Below are 21,052 nucleotides of genomic sequence, written 5' to 3' on the forward strand. Positions count from 1 at the left end.
GCTACTGCTGGAACGGCAGCGGGCGGCCGTTGACCAGCATCTTCCCGTCCTCGCCGACCGTGAGGTCCCAGGCCTGCGCGCCGTCGCCGGCATCGCGGGCAAGCCCCTTCATCATCAGGAGGCCGAAAGAGGCCTGGGCGAATTCCGGCACGGTCGCGGAATTCTTCTGGAGATAGGCGACGGTCTTGTCGAAGTCGCGCATGGTGATCGTCACATCCGCGCTGCGGCGCTCCTTGTCGTCCGGATAGACCGTCATCCTGCCCGAAAGGTGCACGTCATAGACCGGCGATACGGCGGATACGTCCTCGAACTCCACGGTCATCGCGCCGTTCGGCAGGACGATACGGCCCAGCTCCGCGTTCTGCGCCTCGGTCAGCGGCTCCGACTTGGTGAAGTCGGCATGATCGACGAGATAATTGACGGCGCCGGCGAGATCGAGGTCGGCCACCGCCAGCCCGAAGGTCGCCTTTTCCGGCAGCACGCCCTCATAGGCCGCGGGCAGCAGGCCGGCCGGCAGTTTCGGCTTCTCGACGCCAAAGCCGAAGCCGAAACGGGTCGAGTGGGCGATGCCGTTCATGGAGAGATCATAGGTAACGGCCTCGGCGCCGAAACTGCCCTGCTCCGTCCCCACCGTCACGTTCGAGGCCCTGATCTTCTCGGTCAGGTTGTCGAACACCGGAAGCGAAGCGCGCAGCAGGCCCATGAGCTGCTTCGCCTCGGCCGGCTCGAGCTTTTCCTTGTGCATGTTGTCGAGCACGAAGAAGACGAAGTCCTGCAGGACCTTGTAGCGCGCGCCGTCCATGCTCACGTCGATGTCGACCGCATCCGCGCCGATCTCCACGCGGCCGGTCTCACCGCCCGTGATCGTCTGGGCGAAGGCCTTCATCACGCCCGTGGATGAAATGTCGAGCGCATCGGCTCCCTTCTTCTCCGCCACGGTACGGATCGCCGTCTCACCGAAGCTCGCCGTCGTGCTTTCCCGCGGCGAGCTGCTGGAGAAGGCCAGCCGCCCGGTGGTCCAGTCCGCCGAGGTGAAGTAGAGGATCTCGGGATCGTAGACACCGTCGAGCTTCATCGAATCGATCACGTAGGAAAAGGCGTTCTTCTCCTCCCCGAGGGTGACCGCCCCCTTGATGTCGAGGCTCTCGTTCGCCTCGATGCGGTAGGTGCCTTCCGGCAGCGGCCGCAGATAAGCTGTCATGGGCTTCAGGCCCTCGATGGCGACCGCACCGCTCTTCGCCTTGTCCAGAAACACGGCGGGATCGAAGCGCAGCTCGTAGAACGAGGTCGCGGCCCTGACGGTGACCAGACCGGCGTCGATCATCTCCTGCGGCAGGTAGCGCGTGAGGCGCTGCTGGATGCTTTGCGCCTCGGCGGGCGAAACCTGCTGGGCAAAGGCGGGACTTGCGGATACCAACGCAAGGGCGGCCGAGGCCATCAGGATCTGTCTTCTCATCATGGCCTCCAATGCCGAACCGATCTGGCCCGAACATCCATATGCGGCGGCACCCTGTCAATCCGGACACGAACCCGGCGCAGGCCTTGCATTTTCGGCCATTCTCGTTTATCGACCCCCCGTCCGCGTAGACACCCTTGGAGGCAACGCGGATGAGGCTTTCACGAAATCCTCAAGTTTGGCGCGGCTGGAGCATTCTCCGCCGGGACAAGCTCTCCAGTAACACATGAAAGGTAAAGCCATGAGCCACGACACCTACGAGCTCAAGGCCGAAACGCGCGAACGGGTTGGTAAGGGGTCCTCCCGTGAACTTCGCCGCAACGGCCTTATTCCTGCAGTTATCTACGGCGACAAGCAGGCCCCCCTGTCGATCGCCATCTCGACCAAGGAAGTGACCCAGCGCATCCACGCCGGCGGCTTCAAGACGACGGTCGCGACGATCGACGTCAACGGCGAGAAGATCAAGGTCCTGCCGAAGGACTTCCAGCTTGATCCGGTCCGCGACTTCACGATGCATGTCGACTTCCTGCGCGTTTCGGGCGACACCCACGTTGTCGTCGAAGTTCCGGTTCACTTCGTCAACGAAGAGAAGTCCCCGGGCATCAAGGCCGGCGGCGTCCTGAACGTCGTTCGCCATGCAGTCGAGCTGCACGCCCTTGCCGGCAACATTCCGGAATTCATCACGGCTGATCTCGCTGGCCTCAAGGTTGGCGACGGCATCCACATCTCGCACGTCAAGCTGCCGAAGGGCACCAGCCCGGTCATCGCCGACCGCGACTTCACGATCGCCACGATCGCTGTCCCGGCTGCCGGCGTGAAGGAAGAAGAAGCCGCTTCCGAGTAAGCGCCTTCGACCGCATTCCTGCGAACCCCGCGTCCACCCGGACGCGGGGTTTTTCTTTGCGCAGTCATTGCACTGCCGCCGCGACAAGTTTGAATTATCAGCACTTTTCCGAACCGATATTTCAGCAACATTTAAGACTTTGGTGAAAATCTAGCCCCGGAAAACGTCGCGCGCCAAAGAGGGGCATATGGGCTGGCTTCGCAGAGCGGCAGGAGGGCAACCGGCATGAAAGTGCATTCGGTTGAGAGCCGCTTCATTGCCATCGTCATCGGCGCCTTGCTCGTCTTCGTGGCCCCGCTCTTCGTCCTGTTCCTGATCCTGTCCTCCGACCGCGTGGCGCGCGAGCGCCTGCAGAACACCGAGGTCCTGCTGAAGACCAACGTGCAGGCGCTCGGCAAGCCGTTGTGGGATTTCGACAAGGAGAGCATCGACCAGATCGTCGCCGACCTGCAGGCCGATGCCGCCATCGGCCTCGTTCGCGTGCGCGACACGGCCGATGTCATCGATATCAGCAAGCCCGCCGTCGCACCCGATCCGGGAGAGGCCCGCTCCATCGTGCGGACCGACATTCTCCACAAGGCCTCCGACGGCATCCAGAAGGTCGGCACGGCGGAAATCTGGCTGAGGCAGGAAGGCCTCTTCTCGCGCTTCACGAAGGACGAGATCGCTATTTTCGCCATCTTCTTCTTCGCCGTCGCCACGCTTTTCACCGCCGCCCTCATCGGCAACCGCATCACGATCATCCGGCCGCTGATGCGGCTGACGGCGGCCATCGAGGCCACGCGCCGACTCGGCTCACGCCACCATGTCGACTGGACGTCGAACGACGAGATGGGCGCGCTCGCCGACAATTTCAACGCGATGCAGAGCAAACTGGAGCGCGACGAGCTGGAGCTGAAGCTGGCCCATGCCCGCGCTACCGACATCTACAACCTCACCCCCGCCATGCTGTTTTCCATCGACGGCGAGAACCGCATCACCGCCGTCAGCGACTACTGGCTCCGCGCGACAGGCTATCGCCGCGAGGAGGCGATCGGCGAGGATTTCACCGCCTTCGTCGCCGAGGAATGGCGCGAGGCCTATCGCAGCCGCCACGCCACCAACACATCGGACGGCGGCATCTGCGAAGTCACGGTGCGCTTCCGCTGCGCCGACGAAAGCATGATCGACGTGCTGATCCTGGAGACCGGCGCGGAGGCCAGCAGCGACCGGCATGCCCTGTCCCTTTCGGTCATGACCGATGTCACGGAACTCAAGGAAGCGGAAAACCGCAACCACCGCCAGGCGATCACCGATCACCTGACCGGCCTTCTCAACCGGCAGGGTCTCGAATCCATGCTGGACCACATGATCGGCGAGGTGGACGCGCGCGGCCAGCAGCTCGCCTGTCTTTTCGTCGACCTCGACCGCTTCAAGTGGATCAACGACAATCTCGGCCATGCAGCCGGCGACGACGTGCTCTGCCAGGTGGCGATGCGCCTGCGCCGCCAGTTGCGCGCCAGCGACATCATCGCCCGGCTCGGTGGCGACGAGTTCGCCATCCTGCTCACCGCGCCGGACGCCCGCCAACTCGCCCTCGACATCAGCGAACGGCTGGTGGCGAGCCTGCACGCGCCGTTCCTCGTCAACGGCGCGGAGCTGCATGTCAGCGCCAGCGTCGGCGTCGCGCTCTACCCCGATCATGCGACCACCGCGGCCAGCCTGCTGCAGAAATCCGACATGGCCATGTATGCGCGCAAGCGCGGCGGCAAGAACGGCGTACAGCTCTTCGACAGCAACATGGTCGATATCGCCCGCACGCGCCTGGAGATCGAGCAATCCATCGAGCAGGGTTTGCGCAGCGACTGGTTCACGGTCCACCTTCAACCCATCGTCAGCCTTGCGGATGGCCGCGTGGCCGGCTTCGAGGCGCTGATGCGCCTCAACCACCCCGAGCGCGGCCTGCTGCCCCCGGCCGAGATCATCGGCGTCGCCGAGGAGAACGGCTCCATCGGCAAGATCGGCGATTGCATCCTGTCGAAAGCCATCGCCAGCCTCGCCGTCATCTCGAAGCGTGACGGGCTGGCCGACAGCTACCTCGCGGTGAATTTCTCGCCGCTGCAATTCGAACCCGCCCTGCCCGCCCGCCTCGCCGCGCTGCTGCTGGAAAGCGGCATCACGCCGGCGCGCATCGTCGTGGAGATCACCGAGGCGGTGCTGATGTTCGACAACCCGGTGGTGCGCGAGGTGCTCGATGCGCTCTCCGACCTCGGTTGCCGCATCGCGCTCGACGATTTCGGCACGGGCTATTCCTCGCTGAGCTACCTCAACCGCTTCCCGGTCGATATCGTGAAGGTCGACCAGTCCTTCACCCGCTCGCTTTCCAGCGACCAGGTGGATTTGCGCCGCAAGAGCCGCATGCTGGTCGAAGGCATCCGGACCATCTCGCACCAGATGGGCTGCGCCGTGGTGGCCGAGGGCGTCGAAACCGCCGAGCAATGGGATATCCTGCAGGCGATGGATATCGAATTCGCCCAGGGCTACCTGCTGAGCCGGCCGCTACCGCTCGATGCGCTCCTGGAGAAGCTGGACGACATCGCCCCGTCCCAGGCGCCCGGGCGCCGGGCAGCGGCATCTTGAGAAACGGGGAGAGGGGATGATGAAGAGACTGCTCCTGGCGCTCGGCCTTTCACTCGCTCCCCTTTCCGCACCGCTCGCCGAGCCGCTGCACTTCATCACCGAGGAATACGCACCCTTCAATTTCCTCAAGGACGGCAAGATCACCGGCATCACCGTCGATCAGGTCACCGCGATCGCCGAAGCGGCCGGCATCGACTACACGATGGAGATCATGCCCTGGGCGCGCGCCTTCGCCATGGTGCGGAGCCGGTCGATGCACTGCATCTTCACGGCCGGATACAACCGCGAGCGCGCCCGCCAGTTCGCCTGGATCACCCCCACACTCAAGGACGAGATGGTGCTGCTGAAGCGCAAGGACGGCAGCAAGGGACCGGCCTCCATGAAGGAAGCACTCGGCATGAAGGTCGGCTCGCAGCGCGGTGACTTCGCCGTGGAGGTGCTGGAAGGCCTTGGCTTCACGAATATCGATCTTGCCGCCGACATCGACCTTTCCGTGCGCAAGCTCGTTTCCGGCCGCATCGACCTGATGCCGACCTCCATCAAGACCTATGAAAGCCTCGTGCGGCGGGGAGAGCCGGTGGAAAAAGCCATGGCGATGTCGGGCCAGATCTTCGGCATCGCCTGCAACAAGCAGACGCCTCCGACCCTCATCGCCCGCCTGCAGGCCGAGTTGAACAAGCTGATCGCAAGCGGCGAGCAGGACCGCATCTTTGCCGCCTACGGCCTGCCGCCAACCCCGCGCACGACGGAAAACGGCGCGAAGGAATAGCCTGCCTGTTGACTTCCAGCCGCTTTCGCGGTGGTGAAGGTCGAACACAGCTTTTGGCGGACCATTCCATGCAGATCATCGCCGGGCTCGGCAATCCGGGCGCAAAATACGCGGGCAACCGTCACAATATCGGTTTCATGGCGCTGGACGCCATCCACCGCAAGAACCCTTTCTCGCCCTGGTCGAAGAAGTTCAAGGCGGAGATCTCCGAGGGCGAGCTGGCCGGTGAGAAGGTGCTGCTCGTCAAGCCGCAGACCTTCATGAACCTTTCCGGCGAATCCGTCGGCGAGGCGATGCGCTTCTACAAGCTGGCGCCGAAGGATATCGTCGCGATCTACGACGAGCTGGACCTTGCCCCCGGCAAGGCCCGCATCAAGGTCGGCGGCGGCCATGGCGGGCACAATGGCATCAAGTCGCTCGACGCCCATTGCGGCAAGGAATACCGGCGGCTACGCCTTGGCATCGGCCATCCGGGCGCCAAGGAACTCGTCACCAATCATGTGCTCGGCGATTTCGCCAAGGCAGACCATGCCTGGCTCGACCCGCTGCTGGACGAACTGGGTATCAACGCCGCCATACTGGTGCGCGGCGAGGATTCGCAGCTCATGAACAAGCTGGCGCTCGCCACCGGAAGCAAGCCGGAGGAGGATGCGCCGGCGAAGAAACCCGCCGGCCAGTCCCATATCCGCGCCGCGCGCAACCACGCCCAGCCGAAGGCGCTGCCGACCAGCGGGCCGATGGCCCACATGCTGAAGAAGCTCTTCGGCGACAAGGACAAGTAACGGCCTATTCCTCCGGCTCGGTCTGGAAGAGCAGCGGGAAGCCCGCCTCCTTGGCGAGGTCCGTCGCCTCCTTCGCCTTGGTCTCGGCAATATCGCGCGCGCAGACGACCACCACCGAGGTCCCCATCCTGTGGGCGGTCAGCATCACGCGGTAGCTCGTCTCCTCCGGCATGTGGAAGATGGCCTTCAGCACCAGCACAACGAAGTCGCGCGGCGTATAGTCGTCGTTGACGAGGATGACCTTGTAGAGCCTCGGCCGCTGCAGCTTCGGTTTCGTGACGGTCTTCGGGGTAAGGATCGTGTCACCATTGCTCATGGGAAGCTCCTCGGACTGTTGGCTTCGAGCGGTGTACGGCCATTGTGCACCGCAGGCGGGGCGACTTCAAGGCCGTGCGGGCCGCAGGCCCTTGACCCTGCCCCGTCCTTCCCCCATAGCGAGGGCAACGATTTTTCCAAGACGAACGGACCATTTCCATGGGCTTCAAATGCGGTATCGTCGGTCTGCCGAATGTCGGCAAGTCGACCCTCTTCAACGCGCTGACCAAGACGGCGGCCGCCCAGGCGGCGAACTATCCCTTCTGCACCATCGAGCCGAATACCGGCGAAGTCGCCGTGCCGGATCCGCGCATGAAGGCGCTCGCAAGCGTCGCCGGCTCCAAGGAGATCATCCCGACGCGCATCTCCTTCGTCGACATCGCCGGCCTCGTGCGCGGCGCATCGAAGGGTGAAGGCCTCGGCAACAAGTTCCTCGCCAACATCCGCGAAGTCGATGCCGTCGTGCATGTGCTGCGCTGCTTCGAGGACGATGACATCACCCATGTCGAAGGCCGGATCAATCCGGTCGGCGACGCCGACACGATCGAGACCGAGCTGATGCTCGCCGACCTGGAAAGCCTGGAGCGCCGCGTCGAGCAGACGCGCAAGCGGGCGGCCAGCAAGGACAAGGATTCACTGGCGCAGCTGCCGATCATGGAAGCCGTCGTCAAGCTCCTCAACGAGGGCAAGCCGGCCCGTCTTCTGCTGAAGACGCTGGCTCCGGAAGAGATCGAGGTCCTGAAGGGCCTCAACCTCCTGACGTCGCATCCGGTCCTCTACGTCTGCAACGTCGCTGAAGCGGACGCCTCGACGGGCAACGCCCACACTGCAGCCGTCGCCGCCATGGCGAAGGAACAGGGCGCCGAATGCGTCATCATCTCGGCCGCCATCGAATCCGAGGTCGCCCAGCTTCCCGAAGAGGAAGCGACCGAATTCCTCTCCGCGCTCGGCCTCGAGGAAGCCGGTCTCGACCGGCTCATCCGCGCCGGCTACCATCTGCTAGACCTCATCACCTATTTCACCGTCGGCCCCAAGGAAACCCGCGCCTGGACCATCGTGCGCGGCACCAAGGCCCCGCAGGCAGCCGGCGTCATCCACACCGATTTCGAACGCGGCTTCATCCGCGCCTTCACCATCGCCTATGACGACTACATCGCCTACAAGGGTGAAGTCGGCGCCAAGGAAGCCGGCAAGGGCCGCGACGAAGGCAAGGAATACGTGGTTCAGGACGGCGACGTCATCCATTTCCGCTTCAACACGTAAGCGAACCGCATCCCCGGTATTTCAGCCGCCGTCCCTGACCCGAGGGGCGGCGGTTTTCGTTGACGGGGACCGATGCAAGGGCGGCCGAGCTTGCCAAAGCAGACCGCCCTCGCCATTGTGCCCTTGCAACAGAATGGACGGGATCGTGCCCAGCTACACCTTTGAAGACTTCACGCCCGGCCGCCGCTTCGAATTTTCGAAGCGCACGATGACGGCACAGGAGATCGTCGCCTTCGCGGCCGAATTCGATCCCCAGCCGATGCATCTGGACGAGGTGGTCGGCAGCGCCAGCATCCTCGGCGGCCTCGCCGCCTCCGGCTGGCACACCAGCGCGGTGATGATGCGCATGCTCTTCGAGGCCTATATCGACGGTTCCACCTCGGAAGGCTCGCCCGGTGTCGATCTCATGGAATGGAAGCGCCCGGTGCTCGCCGGCGATACACTCGGCGGATACTGCGAGGTGCTGGAAGCCCGCATCTCGCGCTCGCGGCCGGACATCGGCATCGTGCGCCTGCGCGCCGAGGTGACGAACCAGCGCGGCGAGACCGTCGCCGTCTGCGAATACATCAACATGCTGCGGCTTGCCGCAAAAGGAGCCGACCATGCGGATGGCTGAGCTTTATCCTTTCGGCGAGGCGGTCGATATCGGCAGCCTCACCTTCACGGCCGGGGACATCATCCGCTTCGCGAAGGATTTCGACCCGCAGCCCTTCCACCTCGACGAGGAACAGGCAAGGCACGCCCTCTTCGGCGGCCTCTGTGCCTCCGGCTGGCATACGAGCGCGGGCTGGATGAAATGCTTCGTGCCGTTCTGGATGGACGAATGCAGGCGCCTCGCCGCGAAAGGTATCGCGCCCCCGAATCTCGGCCCCTCCCCGGGCTTCACCAAGCTCGCCTGGCTGAAGCCGGTCTTCGCCGGCGACACCATCACTTACTCGGTGACGCTCACCGGATCGCGCGAACTCGCCTCGCGTTCGGACCGGCTGATCAACACGATCCTCAATGCCGGCCGAAACCAGAAGGGCGAGCCGGTCATCCGGTTCGAGAGCACGGTTCTGGAGTTCGTCTGAGGCTCTCGCCGATCGGAGAGCCTGCCCCTCTCCAGCGAGCGGGGACTTGCTCCATGCACCGTTGAAGATCTGGGAAAGCGGCGCGGCATATCTCCTTCTCCCCGCTTGCGGGGAGAAGGTAGCCGGCAGGCCGGATGAGAGGCCGCCATCCGAAGACGGCCCGCCCTCAATCCCCGTCGAAGGCCACCAACGTGCGCACTTCCACGCCGAGTGCTTCCAGCTTCTTGCGCCCGCCGATGCCCGGCAGGTCGATGATAAAGCAGGCCGCGACGATGTCCGCGCCCATCTGCTGCAACAGCTTGACCGCCGCTTCCGCCGTACCGCCGGTCGCGATCAGGTCGTCGACGAGGATCACCTTCTCGCCCGGCTTGATGGCGTCCTTGTGCATCTCCATCTCGTCCACGCCGTATTCCAGGCTATAGGCGATGCGTACGGTCTCGTGCGGCAGCTTGCCCTTCTTGCGGATCGGCACGAAGCCGGTCGAAAGCTGGTGCGCCATGGCCCCGCCGAGAATGAAGCCGCGCGCCTCGATGCCGGCGACCTTGGCGATGCCGATGCCCGCATAGGGATGCACCAGCTCGTCCACCGCACGGCGGAAGGCGCGCGGATTGCCGAGCAGCGTGGTGATGTCGCGGAAGACGATGCCGGGCTTGGGATAGTCCGGAATGCTGCGGATCGCGGCGACGAGTTCGTTTTCAAGCGTAGACATGGAGGTTCCCGACTGCGGAGGGCTTCGTCCGGTTATTGCAGGTGAGGCGCGGCCCCACAACAAAAAAGGCGGCCCGGAGGCCGCCTTTCGACAGAGCGGCTAGCCGCTCAGTGTTCCTTGTTCGCGTAGACCGACTTCTTCGTCAGGTAGATCAGGCCGGTGAAGATCACCAGGAAGACCATGACCATGAAGCCGGTGCGCTTGCGTGCTTCCAGGTGCGGCTCAGCGGCCCACATCAGGAAGGCGGAGACGTCGCGGGCATACTGGTCGACCGTCTGCGGCGAGCCATCGTCATAGGTGACCTGGTCGTCGGAGATCGGCTTTGCCATGGCGAGCGCCGCGGCGCTGACGAAGTACGGGTTGAAGTGCGTGCCTTCGGCGACTTCGAGATGCGCCGGCACCTCTTCATCGTAGCCCGTCAGCAGCGAGTAGATATAGTCCGGCCCGCCTTCCTGGTACTGCGTGAAGATATCGAAGACGAACTGCGGGAAGCCGCGGGTGATGCCGCGCGCCTTGGCGATCAGCGAGAAGTCCGGCGGAGCCGCGCCGTTGTTCGCGGCGGCCGCTGCCTGCACGTTCGGGAACGGCGACGGGAAGTGGTCGGACGGAACGGCCTTGCGGGTGAACATCTCACCGTCGCTGTTCGGGCCGTCCTCGACTTCGTAGTTCGCCGCGAAGGCCTTTACCTGAGCTTCCGAGTAACCGAGGCCTTCCAGCGTGCGGAAAGCGACGAGGTTCATCGAATGGCAGGCAGAACAGACTTCGGTATAGACCTTGAGGCCGCGCTGGAGCTGCCCCCTGTCATACTTGCCGAACGGGCCGGCGAAGGACCATTCCTGTTCCCGGGGGTGGTGCATGGGGAAATGCGGGGTGGCGTGTTCCGCTGCCGCGCCGGCGGCGGGCGCCGCCTCTTCCGCCGTGGCGAAGGAGACGCCGAGGCCGGCGACGAGTGCGAGCGACAGAATGCCTGCAACAAGCTTTTTCATTGTCATGGTTCCTTTCGTCGCTCGTCTCAGGCCTTGGCCGCCTTGGCGTTCTTCTGTTCCAGAACCGCTTCCGTGATCGAATTCGGAATGCGCTTCGGGGTTTCGATCAGGCCGAGGACCGGCATGATGACCAGGAAGAAGCCGAAGTAGTAGAGCGTACCGAGCTGCGAGAGGACGACGTAGATACCTTCAGCAGGCATGGCGCCGAGCCAGCCGAGCATGATGGCATTGGCCACGAACAGCCAGAAGAACAGCTTGTACCACGGGCGGTAGACGGCGGAACGAACCTTGGAGGTGTCGAGCCACGGCAGGAAGAACAGGATGATGATCGAGCCGAACATCACCAGGACGCCGCCCAGCTTGGAGTCGATCGGGCCGACGTTGAAGGTGATGGCGCGCAGCATCGCGTAGAACGGCAGGTAGTACCATTCCGGAACGATGTGGGCCGGGGTGCGCAGCGGATCGGCCGGGATATAGTTGTCCGGGTGGCCGAGGTAGTTCGGCATGTAGAACACGAACCAGGCAAAGACGATCAGGAAGACCGATACGCCGAGGGCGTCCTTCAGCGTCGCATAGGGCGTGAAGGGAACGGTGTCGGTCTTGGACTTCACCTCGACACCGGTCGGGTTCGTCTGGCCGGTGACGTGCAGTGCCCAGATATGCAGGACGACGACGCCGGCAATCATGAACGGCAGGAGGTAGTGCAGCGCGAAGAAGCGGTTCAGCGTAGGCTGGTCGACGGCGAAGCCGCCGAGCAGGAACTGCTGGATCCACTCGCCGACCCACGGGAAGGCCGAGAAGAAGCCGGTGATGACCGTCGCGCCCCAGAAGGACATCTGGCCCCAGGGCAGAACGTAGCCCATGAAGCCGGTGGCCATCATGAGCAGGTAGATCACCACGCCGAGGATCCAGAGGATTTCGCGCGGCGCCTTGTAGGAGCCGTAGTAGAGGCCGCGGGCAATGTGCAGATAGACCGCGATGAAGAAGAAGGATGCGCCGTTGGCGTGCATGTAGCGCAGCAGCCAGCCGTGGTTCACGTCGCGCATGATCTTCTCGACCGAGACGAAGGCCTCGTTGACGCTGGCCACGTAATGCATGGCGAGCACGATGCCGGTCAGGATCTGCACGATCAGCATCACCGACAGCATGGCGCCGAAGGTGTAGGCATAGTTCAGGTTACGCGGAACCGGATAGGAAACGAAGCTGTCATGGACCATGCGCGGCAGAGGCAGGCGCGAGTCGACCCATTTTTCGATGCCAGTCGTCGGCTGGTAGGTTGAATGTTCAGCACTCATTATCAGTAGTCCCCTCAACCGATCTTGATGACTGTGTCGGATACGAACGAGAAGGTCGGCACAGCAAGGTTCTCGGGCGCCGGACCCTTACGGATACGACCGGCGGTATCGTAGTGAGAACCGTGGCAGGGACAGAACCATCCGCCGAAGTCGCCGGACTGGCCGAGCGGCACGCAGCCGAGATGGGTGCACGAGCCGATCATGACGATCCAGTTTTCCTTGCCTTCGCCGGCGGAGCGATCGAGGTCCGTCGCCTCTGCGTCGGCAGCGACGTTGGCGTTACGGGCGATCGGGTCCTTGAGGTCGGTGAGCGGAACGGCGCGCGCCTCTTCCACTTCCTTGTCCGTGCGGTTGCGGATGAAGATCGGCTTGCCGCGCCACTTGGCGGTCAGCGACATGCCCGGTTCCAGGCTGGAGACATCGACCTCGATGGAGGCGAGCGCCAGCGTGGACGCGTCCGGGCGCATCTGGTCGATGAACGGCCATGCAACCGCCACGCCGCCCACGACGCCCGCCATGCCGGTGGTCAGGTAAAGGAAATCGCGGCGAGTGGGCTCGCCCATGGATTCGCTTGTTGTCTCGTGTTCGCTCACGGCTAAACCATCCTCTCACGCAATGTCTGCGGAAACCGCAACGCCCCTTTGGAAACCGGCAAGATCCGGACACAATACGGCCATAGATTCCCCGTCAATCCGGCGCGTTCTATGCTTGATCGCAAATTATGTCCAGCCTTGGCAAGGGGAGGTGGGCACATTGTCGCGGGAAAAAGCCGGCATCTTGACAAAGCAGATGCGCCGCCTTGAATTTTCAAGGCTTACCGGCTGAAAAACCGAGCGAAAAACGACGCCCGGCGGCGCTATTGCGCCGCTTCCTCGTGGCCGAGGAATCCGCCCGACTGGCGCGCCCACAGATCCGCATAGAGACCGCCTCGCGCGACCAGTTCCGCGTGCGTTCCCTCCTCCACGATATGGCCGCGATCCATGACGATCAGCCGGTCGAGCGCGGCGATGGTCGAGAGGCGGTGGGCGATGGCGAGCACGGTCTTGCCGCGCATCAGGCGCTCGAGGTTCGACTGGATCGCCGCCTCGACCTCGGAATCGAGCGCCGAGGTCGCCTCGTCGAGCACGAGGATCGGCGCGTCCTTCAGCATGACGCGGGCAATGGCGATGCGCTGGCGCTGGCCGCCGGAAAGCTTGACGCCGCGCTCGCCGACATGCGCGTCATAACCGCGCCGACCGCGCTGGTCTTCGAGCTGGAGGATGAAGTCGTGCGCCTCGGCCTTGCGCGCCGCCTCGATCATCTCCGCCTCGCTGGCATCCGGATTGCCGAAGAGGATGTTGTCGCGGATCGAACGGTGGAGCAGAGCCGTATCCTGGCTGACCATGCCGATATTGGCGCGCAGGCTCTCCTGCGTGACCGCCGCGATATCCTCCCCCGCAACGAGGATGCGTCCGCCTTCCAGATCGTAGAAGCGCAGCAGCAGGTTGACGAGCGTCGACTTGCCGGCGCCGGAGCGTCCGACGATACCGACCTTCTCGCCGGGGCGGACGGCGAGCGAGAGGTCCTCGATGACGCCGGATTTGCGGCCGTAATGGAAGCGGACGTTGTCGAAGCGGATATCCGGCCGCGCAACCTTCAGTTCCGCTGCGTCCGGCCTGTCGACGAGGCCGATGGGCTGGGAGATGAGGTCGGCGGAGTTCTGGATCGTGCCGATATTGCGCATGATGCCGTTGAGCTGCGTCATCAGCCGGTTGAGCAGGAAGTTCAGCCGCAGCACCAGCGCCATGGTGAAGGCGACCGCGCCGGAACTGACGATGCCGCCCAGCCAGAGATGGATGCACAATACCGCCATGCCGGCGATCATCAGGCCCGAGAGGAAGGCCATGGAGGCGCGCACGGCCGTCAGCAGCCGGGTGAAGTTCAGGATCGTGGCCTGGAAAGTCTCGAAGCCGTCGCGCATGTAGCGGTCGTTGGCGTCGTCGCGGCCGAAAAGCTTCAGCGTCTGGATGTTGGAATAGGCGTCGACCATGCGCCCGCTGATCATCGACCCGGCCTCGGCGGAAAGCCGCGCCTGCTCACGGATGCGCGGCACGTAGTGACGCGCCAGCACGGCGAAGACCGCCAGCCAGACGACGAGCACCGCCGCCAGCCGCCAGTCGAGCCGGCCGAGCAGGACGAGCGTCGAGGCCGTATAGATCGTGACGAACCAGACGCTTTCCATGAAAGAGGTGATGACATCGCCCGTCGCCTGCCCCGCCGACCAGACCTTGGTGACGATGCGGCCGGAAAAATCGTTCTGGAAGAAGGAGAGCGACTGGCGCGCGACATGCACATAGGACTGCCAGCGCACCAGATTGTAGAAACCCGGCGTGATGACCTGCTGGTCGACCAGCGCCGTGAGGAATGCGACGAGGAAGCGCACGATGCCGATGAGGCCAAGCATCAGCAGCAGTTCCGGCCCATGCGCCGAAAGCAATCCGTTCCATCCCTGCCCCGGCGTCACGGTCGCCAGCATGTCGACCAGCCGCCCGACGAACCAGAACGTCGCCGCCTCGATGCCCGCCGTGATGCCGCCGAGCACCAGCAACGCCGCGAACGGCCCCTTGGCCTGCCCGACATAGAACCAGACGAAGGCAAGCAGGCTCTTCGGCGGCCGCAGATCATCCTGCCGCGCGAAGGGCTGGATCCAGTTCTCGAAAAGGGAGAAGAGCGGCCGGAAGATCATGTCCTCGATATAGGAGTTTTTGAGTGGGGGGCAAATTAAAGATCGGCAAGATATGGCACGCTTCGACAGTCAAGCCCGAGCTTGATTTCCGGAAGCCGTAATATTAAAGTTACAATCGATATGGCGATCCTGATCAGGCAGACGGACACATTTCAAAAATGGGAGCGCGCGCTCAACGATCCGAGGGCGCGGGCCTTGATCGCCGCCCGGCTGAACCGGGTCGCCTATGGCCTCCTCGGCGACGTCAAATCCGTCGGCGAGGGGATCAGTGAAATCCGTATCCACTACGGCCCAGGATATCGCATCTACTTCACGCGGAGAGGCAACGAAATCATCGTTCTGCTTTGCGGCGGCGACAAGGGCACACAGAAACGGGACATCGTGGCCGCCAGAACACTTGCAGCTCAACTGGACGACTGACATGAGCAAAGCCTTGCATATCTATGATCCTGCGGAAGCGCTCACCTCCGACGAAGCCGTCGACATCTTCATGAAGGATGCTTTCGAAAGCGGAGATGCCGGATATATCGCGCATGCTCTCGGCGTCGTCGCGCGCGCAAAGGGCATGAGTAAGGTCGCCGGGGAAACCGGCCTTGCCCGCGAAGCGCTCTATCGCTCGCTCGCCGCCGATGGCAATCCAACCTTGAAATCCATGCTGACCATCATGCACGCCCTAGGGCTTGAACTGACCTCGAAACGCACCGGCACATAGGAACGGCATCCCCGCCCACATGGCGGGGATGCTTTGTTTTTCACTCCGCCGCCGCTTCGGCCTCGGCCGCGTCATCCGCGATGAAGCCGCCGGACTGGCGGGTCCAGAGGTCGGCGTAGATGCCGCCTCTTGCGACCAGCTCGGCATGGGTGCCCATCTCGTGGATGTGGCCCTTGTCGAGCACGACGAGGCGGTCCATCTCCGTCAGCGTCGAGAGGCGGTGGGCAATCGCGATCACCGTCTTGCCCTCCATGAGGGCGAAGAGGTTTTCCTGGATCGCCGCCTCGACCTCGGAATCGAGCGCCGAGGTCGCCTCATCCAGCACCAGGATCGGCGCGTCCTTCAGGAAGACGCGGGCGATGGCGATGCGCTGGCGCTGGCCGCCGGAGAGCTTCACGCCGCGCTCGCCGACCTGAGCGTCGAGGCCGGAGCGGCCCTGCTGGTCGCTGAGGCTTTCGATGAAGTCCCAGGCATTGGCCCGCCTGGCCGCCTCGATGATATCCGCGTCGGTCGCATCCGGCTTGCCGTAGGCGATGTTGTCGCGGATCGAGCGATGCAGCAGCGAGGTATCCTGCGTCACCACGCCGATCTGCGAACGCAGGCTATCCTGCGTGACCGTCGCGATGTCCTTGCCGTCGATCGTGATCTTGCCGGACTCCAGATCGTAGAAGCGCAAGAGCACGTTCATCAGGGTCGTCTTGCCGGCGCCGGAGCGGCCGACGAGGCCGACCTTCTCGCCGCCCGCGATGTTGAGCGACAGGTCCTCGATCACGCCCTTGTTCTTGCCGTAGTGGAAGCGGACATGGTCGAAGCTGATGGCACCCTTGGCGGCCGGCAGCGCCGGGGCCTGCGGCCGGTCCTTGATGTCGTGCGGCTTGGTCATCATGCCCATGCCGTCGAAGACCGTGCCGATGTTCTCGAAGAGCGCGGTCACCTCCCACATCACCCACTGCGACATGCCGTTGATGCGCATGGCAAGGCCGATGGCGACGGCCACCGCCCCCACGGTCACCTCGCCCGACATCCAGAAATGGATACCGACGGCCGCCGTGAGGAACATCGCAATGACGTTGTTGATGTCGATGGCGATGTTGAACCGCGTGATGAGGCGCATCTGCCGGTGCACGGTGACGAGGAATTCATCCATGCCCTCGCGGGCATAGGTTTCCTCGCGGCCGGCATGGGAGAACAGCTTGACCGTCGCGATATTGGTGTAGCTGTCGACGATCCGGCCCGTCATCATCGAGCGCGCATCCGCCTGCTCGCGCGAGACCACCATGAGCTTCGGCACGAAATAGCGCAGGATGCACAGATAGACGACGAGCCAGATCAGCAGCGGCACGACGAGACGCAGCTCCGCCGACGCGATGATCGCGATCATCGAGACGAAGTAGCTCACCACATAGATGAAGACGTCGATGATCTTCATCACCGTCTCGCGCACGGCAAGCGACGTCTGCATCACCTTGGTCGAGACGCGGCCCGCGAACTCGTTCGAGAAGAAGGCCATGCTCTGGCGGATGAGGTAGCGGTGCATCTGCCAGCGGGCGATCATCGGGAAATTACCCGCGAGCGCCTGGTGCATGGTCATGGTGTGCAGCGCGCCGACGCCCGGAATGAGGACGAGCAGCAGGGCGGCCATCCAGATCAGCGTATTGCCCTCGCGGGCGAGGAACGTGGCGGGATCGCCGGCCGACAGCCAGTCCACGATATTGCCGAGGAACTGGAACAGCACGACTTCCGCAATGCCCAGCACCATGGAGCAGAAGCCGAGCAGGGCCAGCCACGGCGCGGCGGGGCGCGTATAGTGCCACAGGAAGGCGAAAAGGCCCTTCGGCGGCAGCGAGGGCGCTTCCGAAGGATAGGGATTCAAACGACTTTCGAACCAGCCGAACATGGCTTTCTCCGTAATGAAAGACGGAACCGGCACGGACAGCGCGCAACGGCGCGTTCGGGAAGGGGTTCCGGAGGTTTGCCGCGCGGCGACGAAAAAACGTCACACGGCGATTTGAAATGAGGGCAATCAGGGAATCCGGGCGGCGGAGTGCCTAGGCGAGAAGAGGCGTAAATCCAGCCGGGAGGCGGTGCCGATGCGTGGTTCTCATCATGATCCTCCCTTTCTCGTGTTGCGGATGGACCTTGAGTACCCCGGAATGGCGCAATTTGCCAGTCACTTCGTCGCAAGTTCGCATCTGAGGCCAATTCTGTTGCCATCACGCCACATCCGGGCTACGCGACGATCATGCCAGACATCCGCATCGCCCTGTATCAGCCCGACATTGCCGGCAACACCGGCACGATCCTGCGTTTTGCGGCCTGCCTCGGCCTTGCCGTCGACATCATCGAGCCGGCGGGCTTCGACATCTCCGACCGCAACCTGAAGCGCGCCGGCATGGACTATCTCGCCGCCGTGGCGCTGACACGGCATGTGAACTGGGAGCATTTCGAGGCGTGGCGGCAGGCGAGCGGCCGCCGGCTGGTCCTGGCCTCCACCAGGGCGGCCGACCTCTACACGGATTTCGCCTACCGCCCGGACGATATCCTGCTTCTCGGCCGCGAAAGTGCCGGCGTGCCGGATCGGGTACACGAGATCGCGGACGGCCGGGTGCTCATTCCGATGGTCGAGGGCCAGCGCTCCATCAACGTCGCGCTCTCCGCGGCGATGATCTGCGGCGAGGCGTTGCGCCAGACGGGTTTTGCGTGACGGTCAGCCCAGCCGGGTGGCCAGCAGCTTGTCGACGCGGCGGCCGTCCATGTCGACGACCTCGAAGCGCCAGCCCTGCGTTTCGGTGATCTCGCCGGTCTTCGGGAGCTTCTGCAGCGATTCGATGACGAGGCCGGCGGCAGTCTGGTAGCTGCGGCGGGCCGGCAGCGACAGGCCGAGCCGGTCGGCCATCTCGTCGATGGGCATGGAGCCGGCGATCAGCCAGGAGCCGTCCTCACGCTGCACGGCATAGTCGTCGTCGCCTTCCTCGATGTCGGCGCGGAACACGCCGGCAATCGCCTCCAGCACGTCGGCAGGCGTGATCACGCCCTCGAAGTGGCCGTACTCGTCGTGAATGAGCAGGATCGGCACTTCCGAATTGCGCAGCGCCTCCAGGACGCGCATCGCGTCCATCGTGTCCGGCACGATGGGCGCCTGTCGGATGAACGAACGGATATCGAGCGGATGGCCGGTCAAGAGCGCCGACAGCAATTCGCGCTTCTGCACGATGCCGACGATGGTCTCCGGGCCGCCATCGGCGACGGGCAGGCGCGAATGCTGGCTCTCGACGAGCTGCTGGTGGATTTCCTCCACCGTATCGCCGAGGTCGATCCAGTCGACATCGTTGCGCGGCGTCATGAGGCCGCGCGCCTCGCGGTCGGAAAAGCGCATGACGCCGGCGATCATCAGCTTCTCACCGCCCTCGATGACGCCGGCGGCCTCGGCCTCGGCGACGATGGTCTTGATCTCCTCGTCGGTGACGACGCTCTCGGCAACCTCGTGCTGGCCCAGAAGACGGAAGATCAGGCGCGTGGAAGCATCGAGCACCCAGACGGCCGGCGCGCCGATCCTGGAAAGCAGCGACATGGACGGAGCGACCAGCGTTGCGAACCGCTCCGGGTTCTTCAGCGCGATCTGCTTGGGCACCAGTTCGCCGACGACGACCGACAGGAAGGTGATGACGGAAATGACGATACCGAAGCCCAGCGGATCGGCAAGCCAGTCCGGCACGCCTTCGGCACGCAGGATGTCACGCAGTCGCCCGCCGAGCGCGGCGCCGGAAAAGGCGCCCGCGAGGATGCCGATGAGCGTGATGCCGATCTGGACGGTGGAGAGGAACTTTCCGGGGTTTTCCGCAAGCTTCAGTGCCGATGCGGCGCCGCGTGAGCCTTGGGCCGCCATGGTCTTGAGGCGCGGCTTGCGCGAGGAAACGATGGACAGTTCGGAAAGGGCAAAAACCCCGTTCAAGAGAATGAGGAAGACGGCAATCGCGAGTTCGAACAAGGACGATGAGCCGTGCTTTAGAACCGCAACGGCGCCTTTCTATTGATGACGATGGCCGCAAGATAGGGGCGCACGCGTCCGCCGTCAATCGAACTTGCCGATCACGCTGTCGTCAGGGTCGCGTCAATCGGCGCTCGGCAACCTGCGCATGGTGAATTCGATACGGTCGCCCTCCAGCATCCGCCAACTCTCCACCTCGGTCCAGTAGGCGGCTTTCGGCCAGAGATCGAACCATTCGCGCGCCTTTTCCCGTGCGGCGCTCCGTTCGAGGCAGAAGGTCTCGCGCACGAAATGGCCCTCGCCCGCGGGTCTGCCGCGGCGGTGACGCTCGATCTGGCGGCGAAGGCCTTCGAGCGGGGGCGGTCCGGGAACACGCGCCATGCAGAATTCCTCCTGGCAGCACATTCGACGGGATGAACATAAGTCGCCCTCGCGGCTTTTACGAGTCCCCTCGCCCTGGCGGTAAACGCCCCACGCGGTTGCAAAACGGCGCAAAGTTGGGGACTGTGGCGAAAATGCGATTCGGCGGCGCCTGCCGCCAGCGGGAAGTGAACCATGGAACGACCAGACCTGCCGAAGGGCTTGCCCGAGGATATCGAAGACAAGAAGGCCATGGCCCGCGCCTGGTTCGAGCAGTTGCGCAACGCGATCTGCGCGCGCTTCGAAGCCCTCGAGGACGAGCTGGAAGGCCCGCTCTCCGACCTGCCGCCCGGCCGCTTCGTTGGCAAGGACTGGCTGCGCGAGGACGGCGAAGGCGGCGGCGGGCGCATGTCGCTGATGGAGGGCCGCGTCTTCGAGAAGGTCGGCGTGCACACGTCCACGGTCTACGGCGAGTTCTCGCCGGAATTTCGCGGCCAGATCCCCGGCGCCAGCGAAGACCCGCGCTTCTGGGCCTCCGGCATCTCGCTGATCGCCCATCCGGTGAACCCTAACGTGCCCGCCGTGCACATGAACACGCGCATGGTCGTCACCACCAGCCGCTGGTTCGGCGGCGGAGCGGACCTGACGCCGGTGCTCGACCGCCGCCGCGTGATGAGCGACCCGGACACGGCCCTCTTCCACAAGGCGATGGAGATCACCTGCAACCGTCATCCGGTCGCCGACCATGCCAGATTCAAGGGCTGGTGCGACGAATATTTCTTCCTCAAGCACCGGAACGAGCCGCGCGGCACCGGCGGCATCTTCTACGACTGGCTGCACTCGCCGGAAGAGCTGGGCGGCTGGGACGCGGACTTCGCCTTCACGCAGGATGTCGGCCGCGCCTTCGCCATGGTCTATCCCAAGATCGTGCGCTCCAACTTCAACAAGGGCTGGACCGAAGAGGACCGCGACGAGCAGCTCGTGCGGCGCGGACGCTATGTCGAGTTCAACCTGCTCTACGACCGCGGCACGATCTTCGGCCTGAAGACAGGCGGCAATGTCGATTCCATCCTCTCCTCCATGCCGCCGGTCGTGCGCTGGCCGGCTTAGGCCGCCGGGGTATTTCCAGCAGAAGCGCGCAACGGTTTGCGGCCGCTCT

21 protein-coding genes are annotated in these 21,052 nt (G+C 64.1%); 11 read left to right on the forward strand and 10 right to left on the reverse strand.

The genetic code is table 11. The features are described from left to right. Position 1: 1 nt before the first annotated feature. Positions 2 to 1,459 carry a hypothetical protein gene (locus MOE34_RS12685; RefSeq protein ID WP_242217388.1) on the reverse strand — a complete coding sequence of 486 codons (1,458 nt, stop codon included), beginning with the start codon at positions 1,457 to 1,459 and terminating at the stop codon, positions 2 to 4. 238 nt (positions 1,460 to 1,697) lie between these two features. Between MOE34_RS12685 and MOE34_RS12690 the strand changes: the two genes are divergently transcribed. From MOE34_RS12690 to pth, 4 genes are all read left to right on the forward strand, one after another. Next, positions 1,698 to 2,300 carry a 50S ribosomal protein L25/general stress protein Ctc gene (locus MOE34_RS12690; RefSeq protein WP_160786876.1) on the forward strand — a complete coding sequence of 201 codons (603 nt, stop codon included), beginning with the start codon at positions 1,698 to 1,700 and terminating at the stop codon, positions 2,298 to 2,300. A gap of 225 nt (positions 2,301 to 2,525) precedes the next feature. After that, positions 2,526 to 4,919, forward strand: coding sequence for a putative bifunctional diguanylate cyclase/phosphodiesterase (locus tag MOE34_RS12695; RefSeq protein WP_242217390.1), 2,394 nt, complete (start codon positions 2,526 to 2,528; stop codon positions 4,917 to 4,919). A gap of 16 nt (positions 4,920 to 4,935) precedes the next feature. Then, positions 4,936 to 5,688, forward strand: coding sequence for a substrate-binding periplasmic protein (locus tag MOE34_RS12700; protein WP_242217392.1), 753 nt, complete (start codon positions 4,936 to 4,938; stop codon positions 5,686 to 5,688). Between the two features lie 68 nt (positions 5,689 to 5,756). Beyond that, positions 5,757 to 6,470 (forward strand): aminoacyl-tRNA hydrolase, encoded by a 714-nt coding sequence (pth, locus tag MOE34_RS12705; protein WP_242217394.1) that lies wholly within the window; start codon positions 5,757 to 5,759, stop codon positions 6,468 to 6,470. A gap of 4 nt (positions 6,471 to 6,474) precedes the next feature. Here pth and clpS read toward each other — a convergent pair whose 3' ends face one another. Then, the gene (gene clpS / locus MOE34_RS12710) at positions 6,475 to 6,786 is read right to left on the reverse strand and encodes an ATP-dependent Clp protease adapter ClpS (protein ID WP_242217396.1); all 312 of its coding nucleotides are present in this window, start codon (positions 6,784 to 6,786) and stop codon (positions 6,475 to 6,477) included. Between the two features lie 158 nt (positions 6,787 to 6,944). Here clpS and ychF point away from each other — a divergent pair, with 158 nt between their 5' ends. From ychF to MOE34_RS12725, 3 genes are all read left to right on the forward strand, one after another. Beyond that, positions 6,945 to 8,048: a redox-regulated ATPase YchF gene (ychF, locus tag MOE34_RS12715; RefSeq protein WP_242217398.1), complete on the forward strand. Its 1,104-nt coding sequence runs from the start codon at positions 6,945 to 6,947 to the stop codon at positions 8,046 to 8,048. 208 nt (positions 8,049 to 8,256) lie between these two features. Continuing rightward, positions 8,257 to 8,664 (forward strand): MaoC family dehydratase, encoded by a 408-nt coding sequence (locus MOE34_RS12720; RefSeq protein ID WP_242223991.1) that lies wholly within the window; start codon positions 8,257 to 8,259, stop codon positions 8,662 to 8,664. Further along, positions 8,651 to 9,118 carry a MaoC family dehydratase gene (locus MOE34_RS12725; RefSeq protein ID WP_242217400.1) on the forward strand — a complete coding sequence of 156 codons (468 nt, stop codon included), beginning with the start codon at positions 8,651 to 8,653 and terminating at the stop codon, positions 9,116 to 9,118. The genes MOE34_RS12720 and MOE34_RS12725 overlap by 14 nt, the downstream gene beginning before the upstream one ends. A 166-nt stretch (positions 9,119 to 9,284) precedes the next feature. Here the strand turns inward: MOE34_RS12725 and MOE34_RS12730 are convergent, their stop codons facing one another. From MOE34_RS12730 to MOE34_RS12750, 5 genes are all read right to left on the reverse strand, one after another. After that, a complete protein-coding gene (locus MOE34_RS12730) occupies positions 9,285 to 9,827 on the reverse strand; it encodes an adenine phosphoribosyltransferase (RefSeq protein ID WP_160786868.1) in 543 nt (180 codons plus the stop codon). Positions 9,828 to 9,934: 107 nt separating this feature from the next. Beyond that, the gene (locus MOE34_RS12735; RefSeq protein WP_242217402.1) at positions 9,935 to 10,813 is read right to left on the reverse strand and encodes a cytochrome c1; all 879 of its coding nucleotides are present in this window, start codon (positions 10,811 to 10,813) and stop codon (positions 9,935 to 9,937) included. 26 nt (positions 10,814 to 10,839) lie between these two features. Then, positions 10,840 to 12,108, reverse strand: a complete 1,269-nt coding sequence (locus MOE34_RS12740; RefSeq protein ID WP_242217404.1) for a cytochrome b — start codon at positions 12,106 to 12,108, stop codon at positions 10,840 to 10,842. Positions 12,109 to 12,122: 14 nt separating this feature from the next. After that, positions 12,123 to 12,701 (reverse strand): ubiquinol-cytochrome c reductase iron-sulfur subunit, encoded by a 579-nt coding sequence (petA, locus tag MOE34_RS12745; RefSeq protein WP_242217407.1) that lies wholly within the window; start codon positions 12,699 to 12,701, stop codon positions 12,123 to 12,125. 263 nt (positions 12,702 to 12,964) lie between these two features. Further along, positions 12,965 to 14,833 carry an ABC transporter ATP-binding protein gene (locus tag MOE34_RS12750; protein WP_242217409.1) on the reverse strand — a complete coding sequence of 623 codons (1,869 nt, stop codon included), beginning with the start codon at positions 14,831 to 14,833 and terminating at the stop codon, positions 12,965 to 12,967. Positions 14,834 to 14,953: 120 nt separating this feature from the next. Between MOE34_RS12750 and MOE34_RS12755 the strand changes: the two genes are divergently transcribed. Both MOE34_RS12755 and MOE34_RS12760 read left to right on the forward strand, forming a co-directional pair. Beyond that, on the forward strand, positions 14,954 to 15,253 hold the full coding sequence (locus tag MOE34_RS12755; protein WP_242217412.1) for a type II toxin-antitoxin system RelE/ParE family toxin: 300 nt from the start codon (positions 14,954 to 14,956) through the stop codon (positions 15,251 to 15,253). A 1-nt stretch (position 15,254) separates the two neighbouring features. Then, on the forward strand, positions 15,255 to 15,545 hold the full coding sequence (locus MOE34_RS12760) for an addiction module antidote protein (protein ID WP_242217414.1): 291 nt from the start codon (positions 15,255 to 15,257) through the stop codon (positions 15,543 to 15,545). A gap of 40 nt (positions 15,546 to 15,585) precedes the next feature. Here the strand turns inward: MOE34_RS12760 and MOE34_RS12765 are convergent, their stop codons facing one another. Next, entirely contained in the window at positions 15,586 to 17,442 is a 1,857-nt protein-coding gene (locus tag MOE34_RS12765; RefSeq protein WP_242217416.1) for an ABC transporter ATP-binding protein, read from the reverse strand. A 345-nt stretch (positions 17,443 to 17,787) separates the two neighbouring features. Between MOE34_RS12765 and MOE34_RS12770 the strand changes: the two genes are divergently transcribed. Beyond that, positions 17,788 to 18,249, forward strand: a complete 462-nt coding sequence (locus tag MOE34_RS12770) for a tRNA (cytidine(34)-2'-O)-methyltransferase (protein WP_242217418.1) — start codon at positions 17,788 to 17,790, stop codon at positions 18,247 to 18,249. Between the two features lie 3 nt (positions 18,250 to 18,252). On the opposite strand, the gene MOE34_RS12775 is transcribed toward MOE34_RS12770, so the two are convergent. Both MOE34_RS12775 and MOE34_RS12780 read right to left on the reverse strand, forming a co-directional pair. Beyond that, positions 18,253 to 19,533 (reverse strand): hemolysin family protein, encoded by a 1,281-nt coding sequence (locus MOE34_RS12775; protein WP_242217420.1) that lies wholly within the window; start codon positions 19,531 to 19,533, stop codon positions 18,253 to 18,255. 123 nt (positions 19,534 to 19,656) lie between these two features. Beyond that, entirely contained in the window at positions 19,657 to 19,914 is a 258-nt protein-coding gene (locus MOE34_RS12780; protein ID WP_242217422.1) for a hypothetical protein, read from the reverse strand. Positions 19,915 to 20,088: 174 nt separating this feature from the next. Between MOE34_RS12780 and hemF the strand changes: the two genes are divergently transcribed. Continuing rightward, complete coding sequence (gene hemF / locus MOE34_RS12785) at positions 20,089 to 21,003, forward strand: oxygen-dependent coproporphyrinogen oxidase (RefSeq protein ID WP_242217424.1); 915 nt, start codon at positions 20,089 to 20,091, stop codon at positions 21,001 to 21,003. The last annotated feature ends 49 nt before the right edge of the window (positions 21,004 to 21,052 follow it).

It is taken from the genome of Shinella zoogloeoides (assembly GCF_022682305.1).
In the GTDB taxonomy this organism is placed as follows: Bacteria; Pseudomonadota; Alphaproteobacteria; order Rhizobiales; family Rhizobiaceae; genus Shinella; species Shinella zoogloeoides_B.

Bases quoted from the DNA above. Each gene is read 5' to 3' on its own strand.
- MOE34_RS12685 (WP_242217388.1), bottom strand. From the start codon at position 1,459: ATGATGAGAAGACAGATCCTGATGGCCTCGGCCGCCCTTGCGTTGGTA.
- MOE34_RS12690 (WP_160786876.1), top strand. From the start codon at position 1,698: ATGAGCCACGACACCTACGAGCTCAAGGCCGAAACGCGCGAACGGGTT.
- MOE34_RS12695 (WP_242217390.1), top strand. From the start codon at position 2,526: ATGAAAGTGCATTCGGTTGAGAGCCGCTTCATTGCCATCGTCATCGGC.
- MOE34_RS12700 (WP_242217392.1), top strand. From the start codon at position 4,936: ATGATGAAGAGACTGCTCCTGGCGCTCGGCCTTTCACTCGCTCCCCTT.
- pth (WP_242217394.1), top strand. From the start codon at position 5,757: ATGCAGATCATCGCCGGGCTCGGCAATCCGGGCGCAAAATACGCGGGC.
- clpS (WP_242217396.1), bottom strand. From the start codon at position 6,786: ATGAGCAATGGTGACACGATCCTTACCCCGAAGACCGTCACGAAACCG.
- ychF (WP_242217398.1), top strand. From the start codon at position 6,945: ATGGGCTTCAAATGCGGTATCGTCGGTCTGCCGAATGTCGGCAAGTCG.
- MOE34_RS12720 (WP_242223991.1), top strand. From the start codon at position 8,257: ATGACGGCACAGGAGATCGTCGCCTTCGCGGCCGAATTCGATCCCCAG.
- MOE34_RS12725 (WP_242217400.1), top strand. From the start codon at position 8,651: ATGCGGATGGCTGAGCTTTATCCTTTCGGCGAGGCGGTCGATATCGGC.
- MOE34_RS12730 (WP_160786868.1), bottom strand. From the start codon at position 9,827: ATGTCTACGCTTGAAAACGAACTCGTCGCCGCGATCCGCAGCATTCCG.
- MOE34_RS12735 (WP_242217402.1), bottom strand. From the start codon at position 10,813: ATGAAAAAGCTTGTTGCAGGCATTCTGTCGCTCGCACTCGTCGCCGGC.
- MOE34_RS12740 (WP_242217404.1), bottom strand. From the start codon at position 12,108: ATGAGTGCTGAACATTCAACCTACCAGCCGACGACTGGCATCGAAAAA.
- MOE34_RS12750 (WP_242217409.1), bottom strand. From the start codon at position 14,833: ATGATCTTCCGGCCGCTCTTCTCCCTTTTCGAGAACTGGATCCAGCCC.
- MOE34_RS12755 (WP_242217412.1), top strand. From the start codon at position 14,954: ATGGCGATCCTGATCAGGCAGACGGACACATTTCAAAAATGGGAGCGC.
- MOE34_RS12760 (WP_242217414.1), top strand. From the start codon at position 15,255: ATGAGCAAAGCCTTGCATATCTATGATCCTGCGGAAGCGCTCACCTCC.
- MOE34_RS12765 (WP_242217416.1), bottom strand. From the start codon at position 17,442: ATGTTCGGCTGGTTCGAAAGTCGTTTGAATCCCTATCCTTCGGAAGCG.
- MOE34_RS12770 (WP_242217418.1), top strand. From the start codon at position 17,788: ATGCCAGACATCCGCATCGCCCTGTATCAGCCCGACATTGCCGGCAAC.
- MOE34_RS12780 (WP_242217422.1), bottom strand. From the start codon at position 19,914: ATGGCGCGTGTTCCCGGACCGCCCCCGCTCGAAGGCCTTCGCCGCCAG.
- hemF (WP_242217424.1), top strand. From the start codon at position 20,089: ATGGAACGACCAGACCTGCCGAAGGGCTTGCCCGAGGATATCGAAGAC.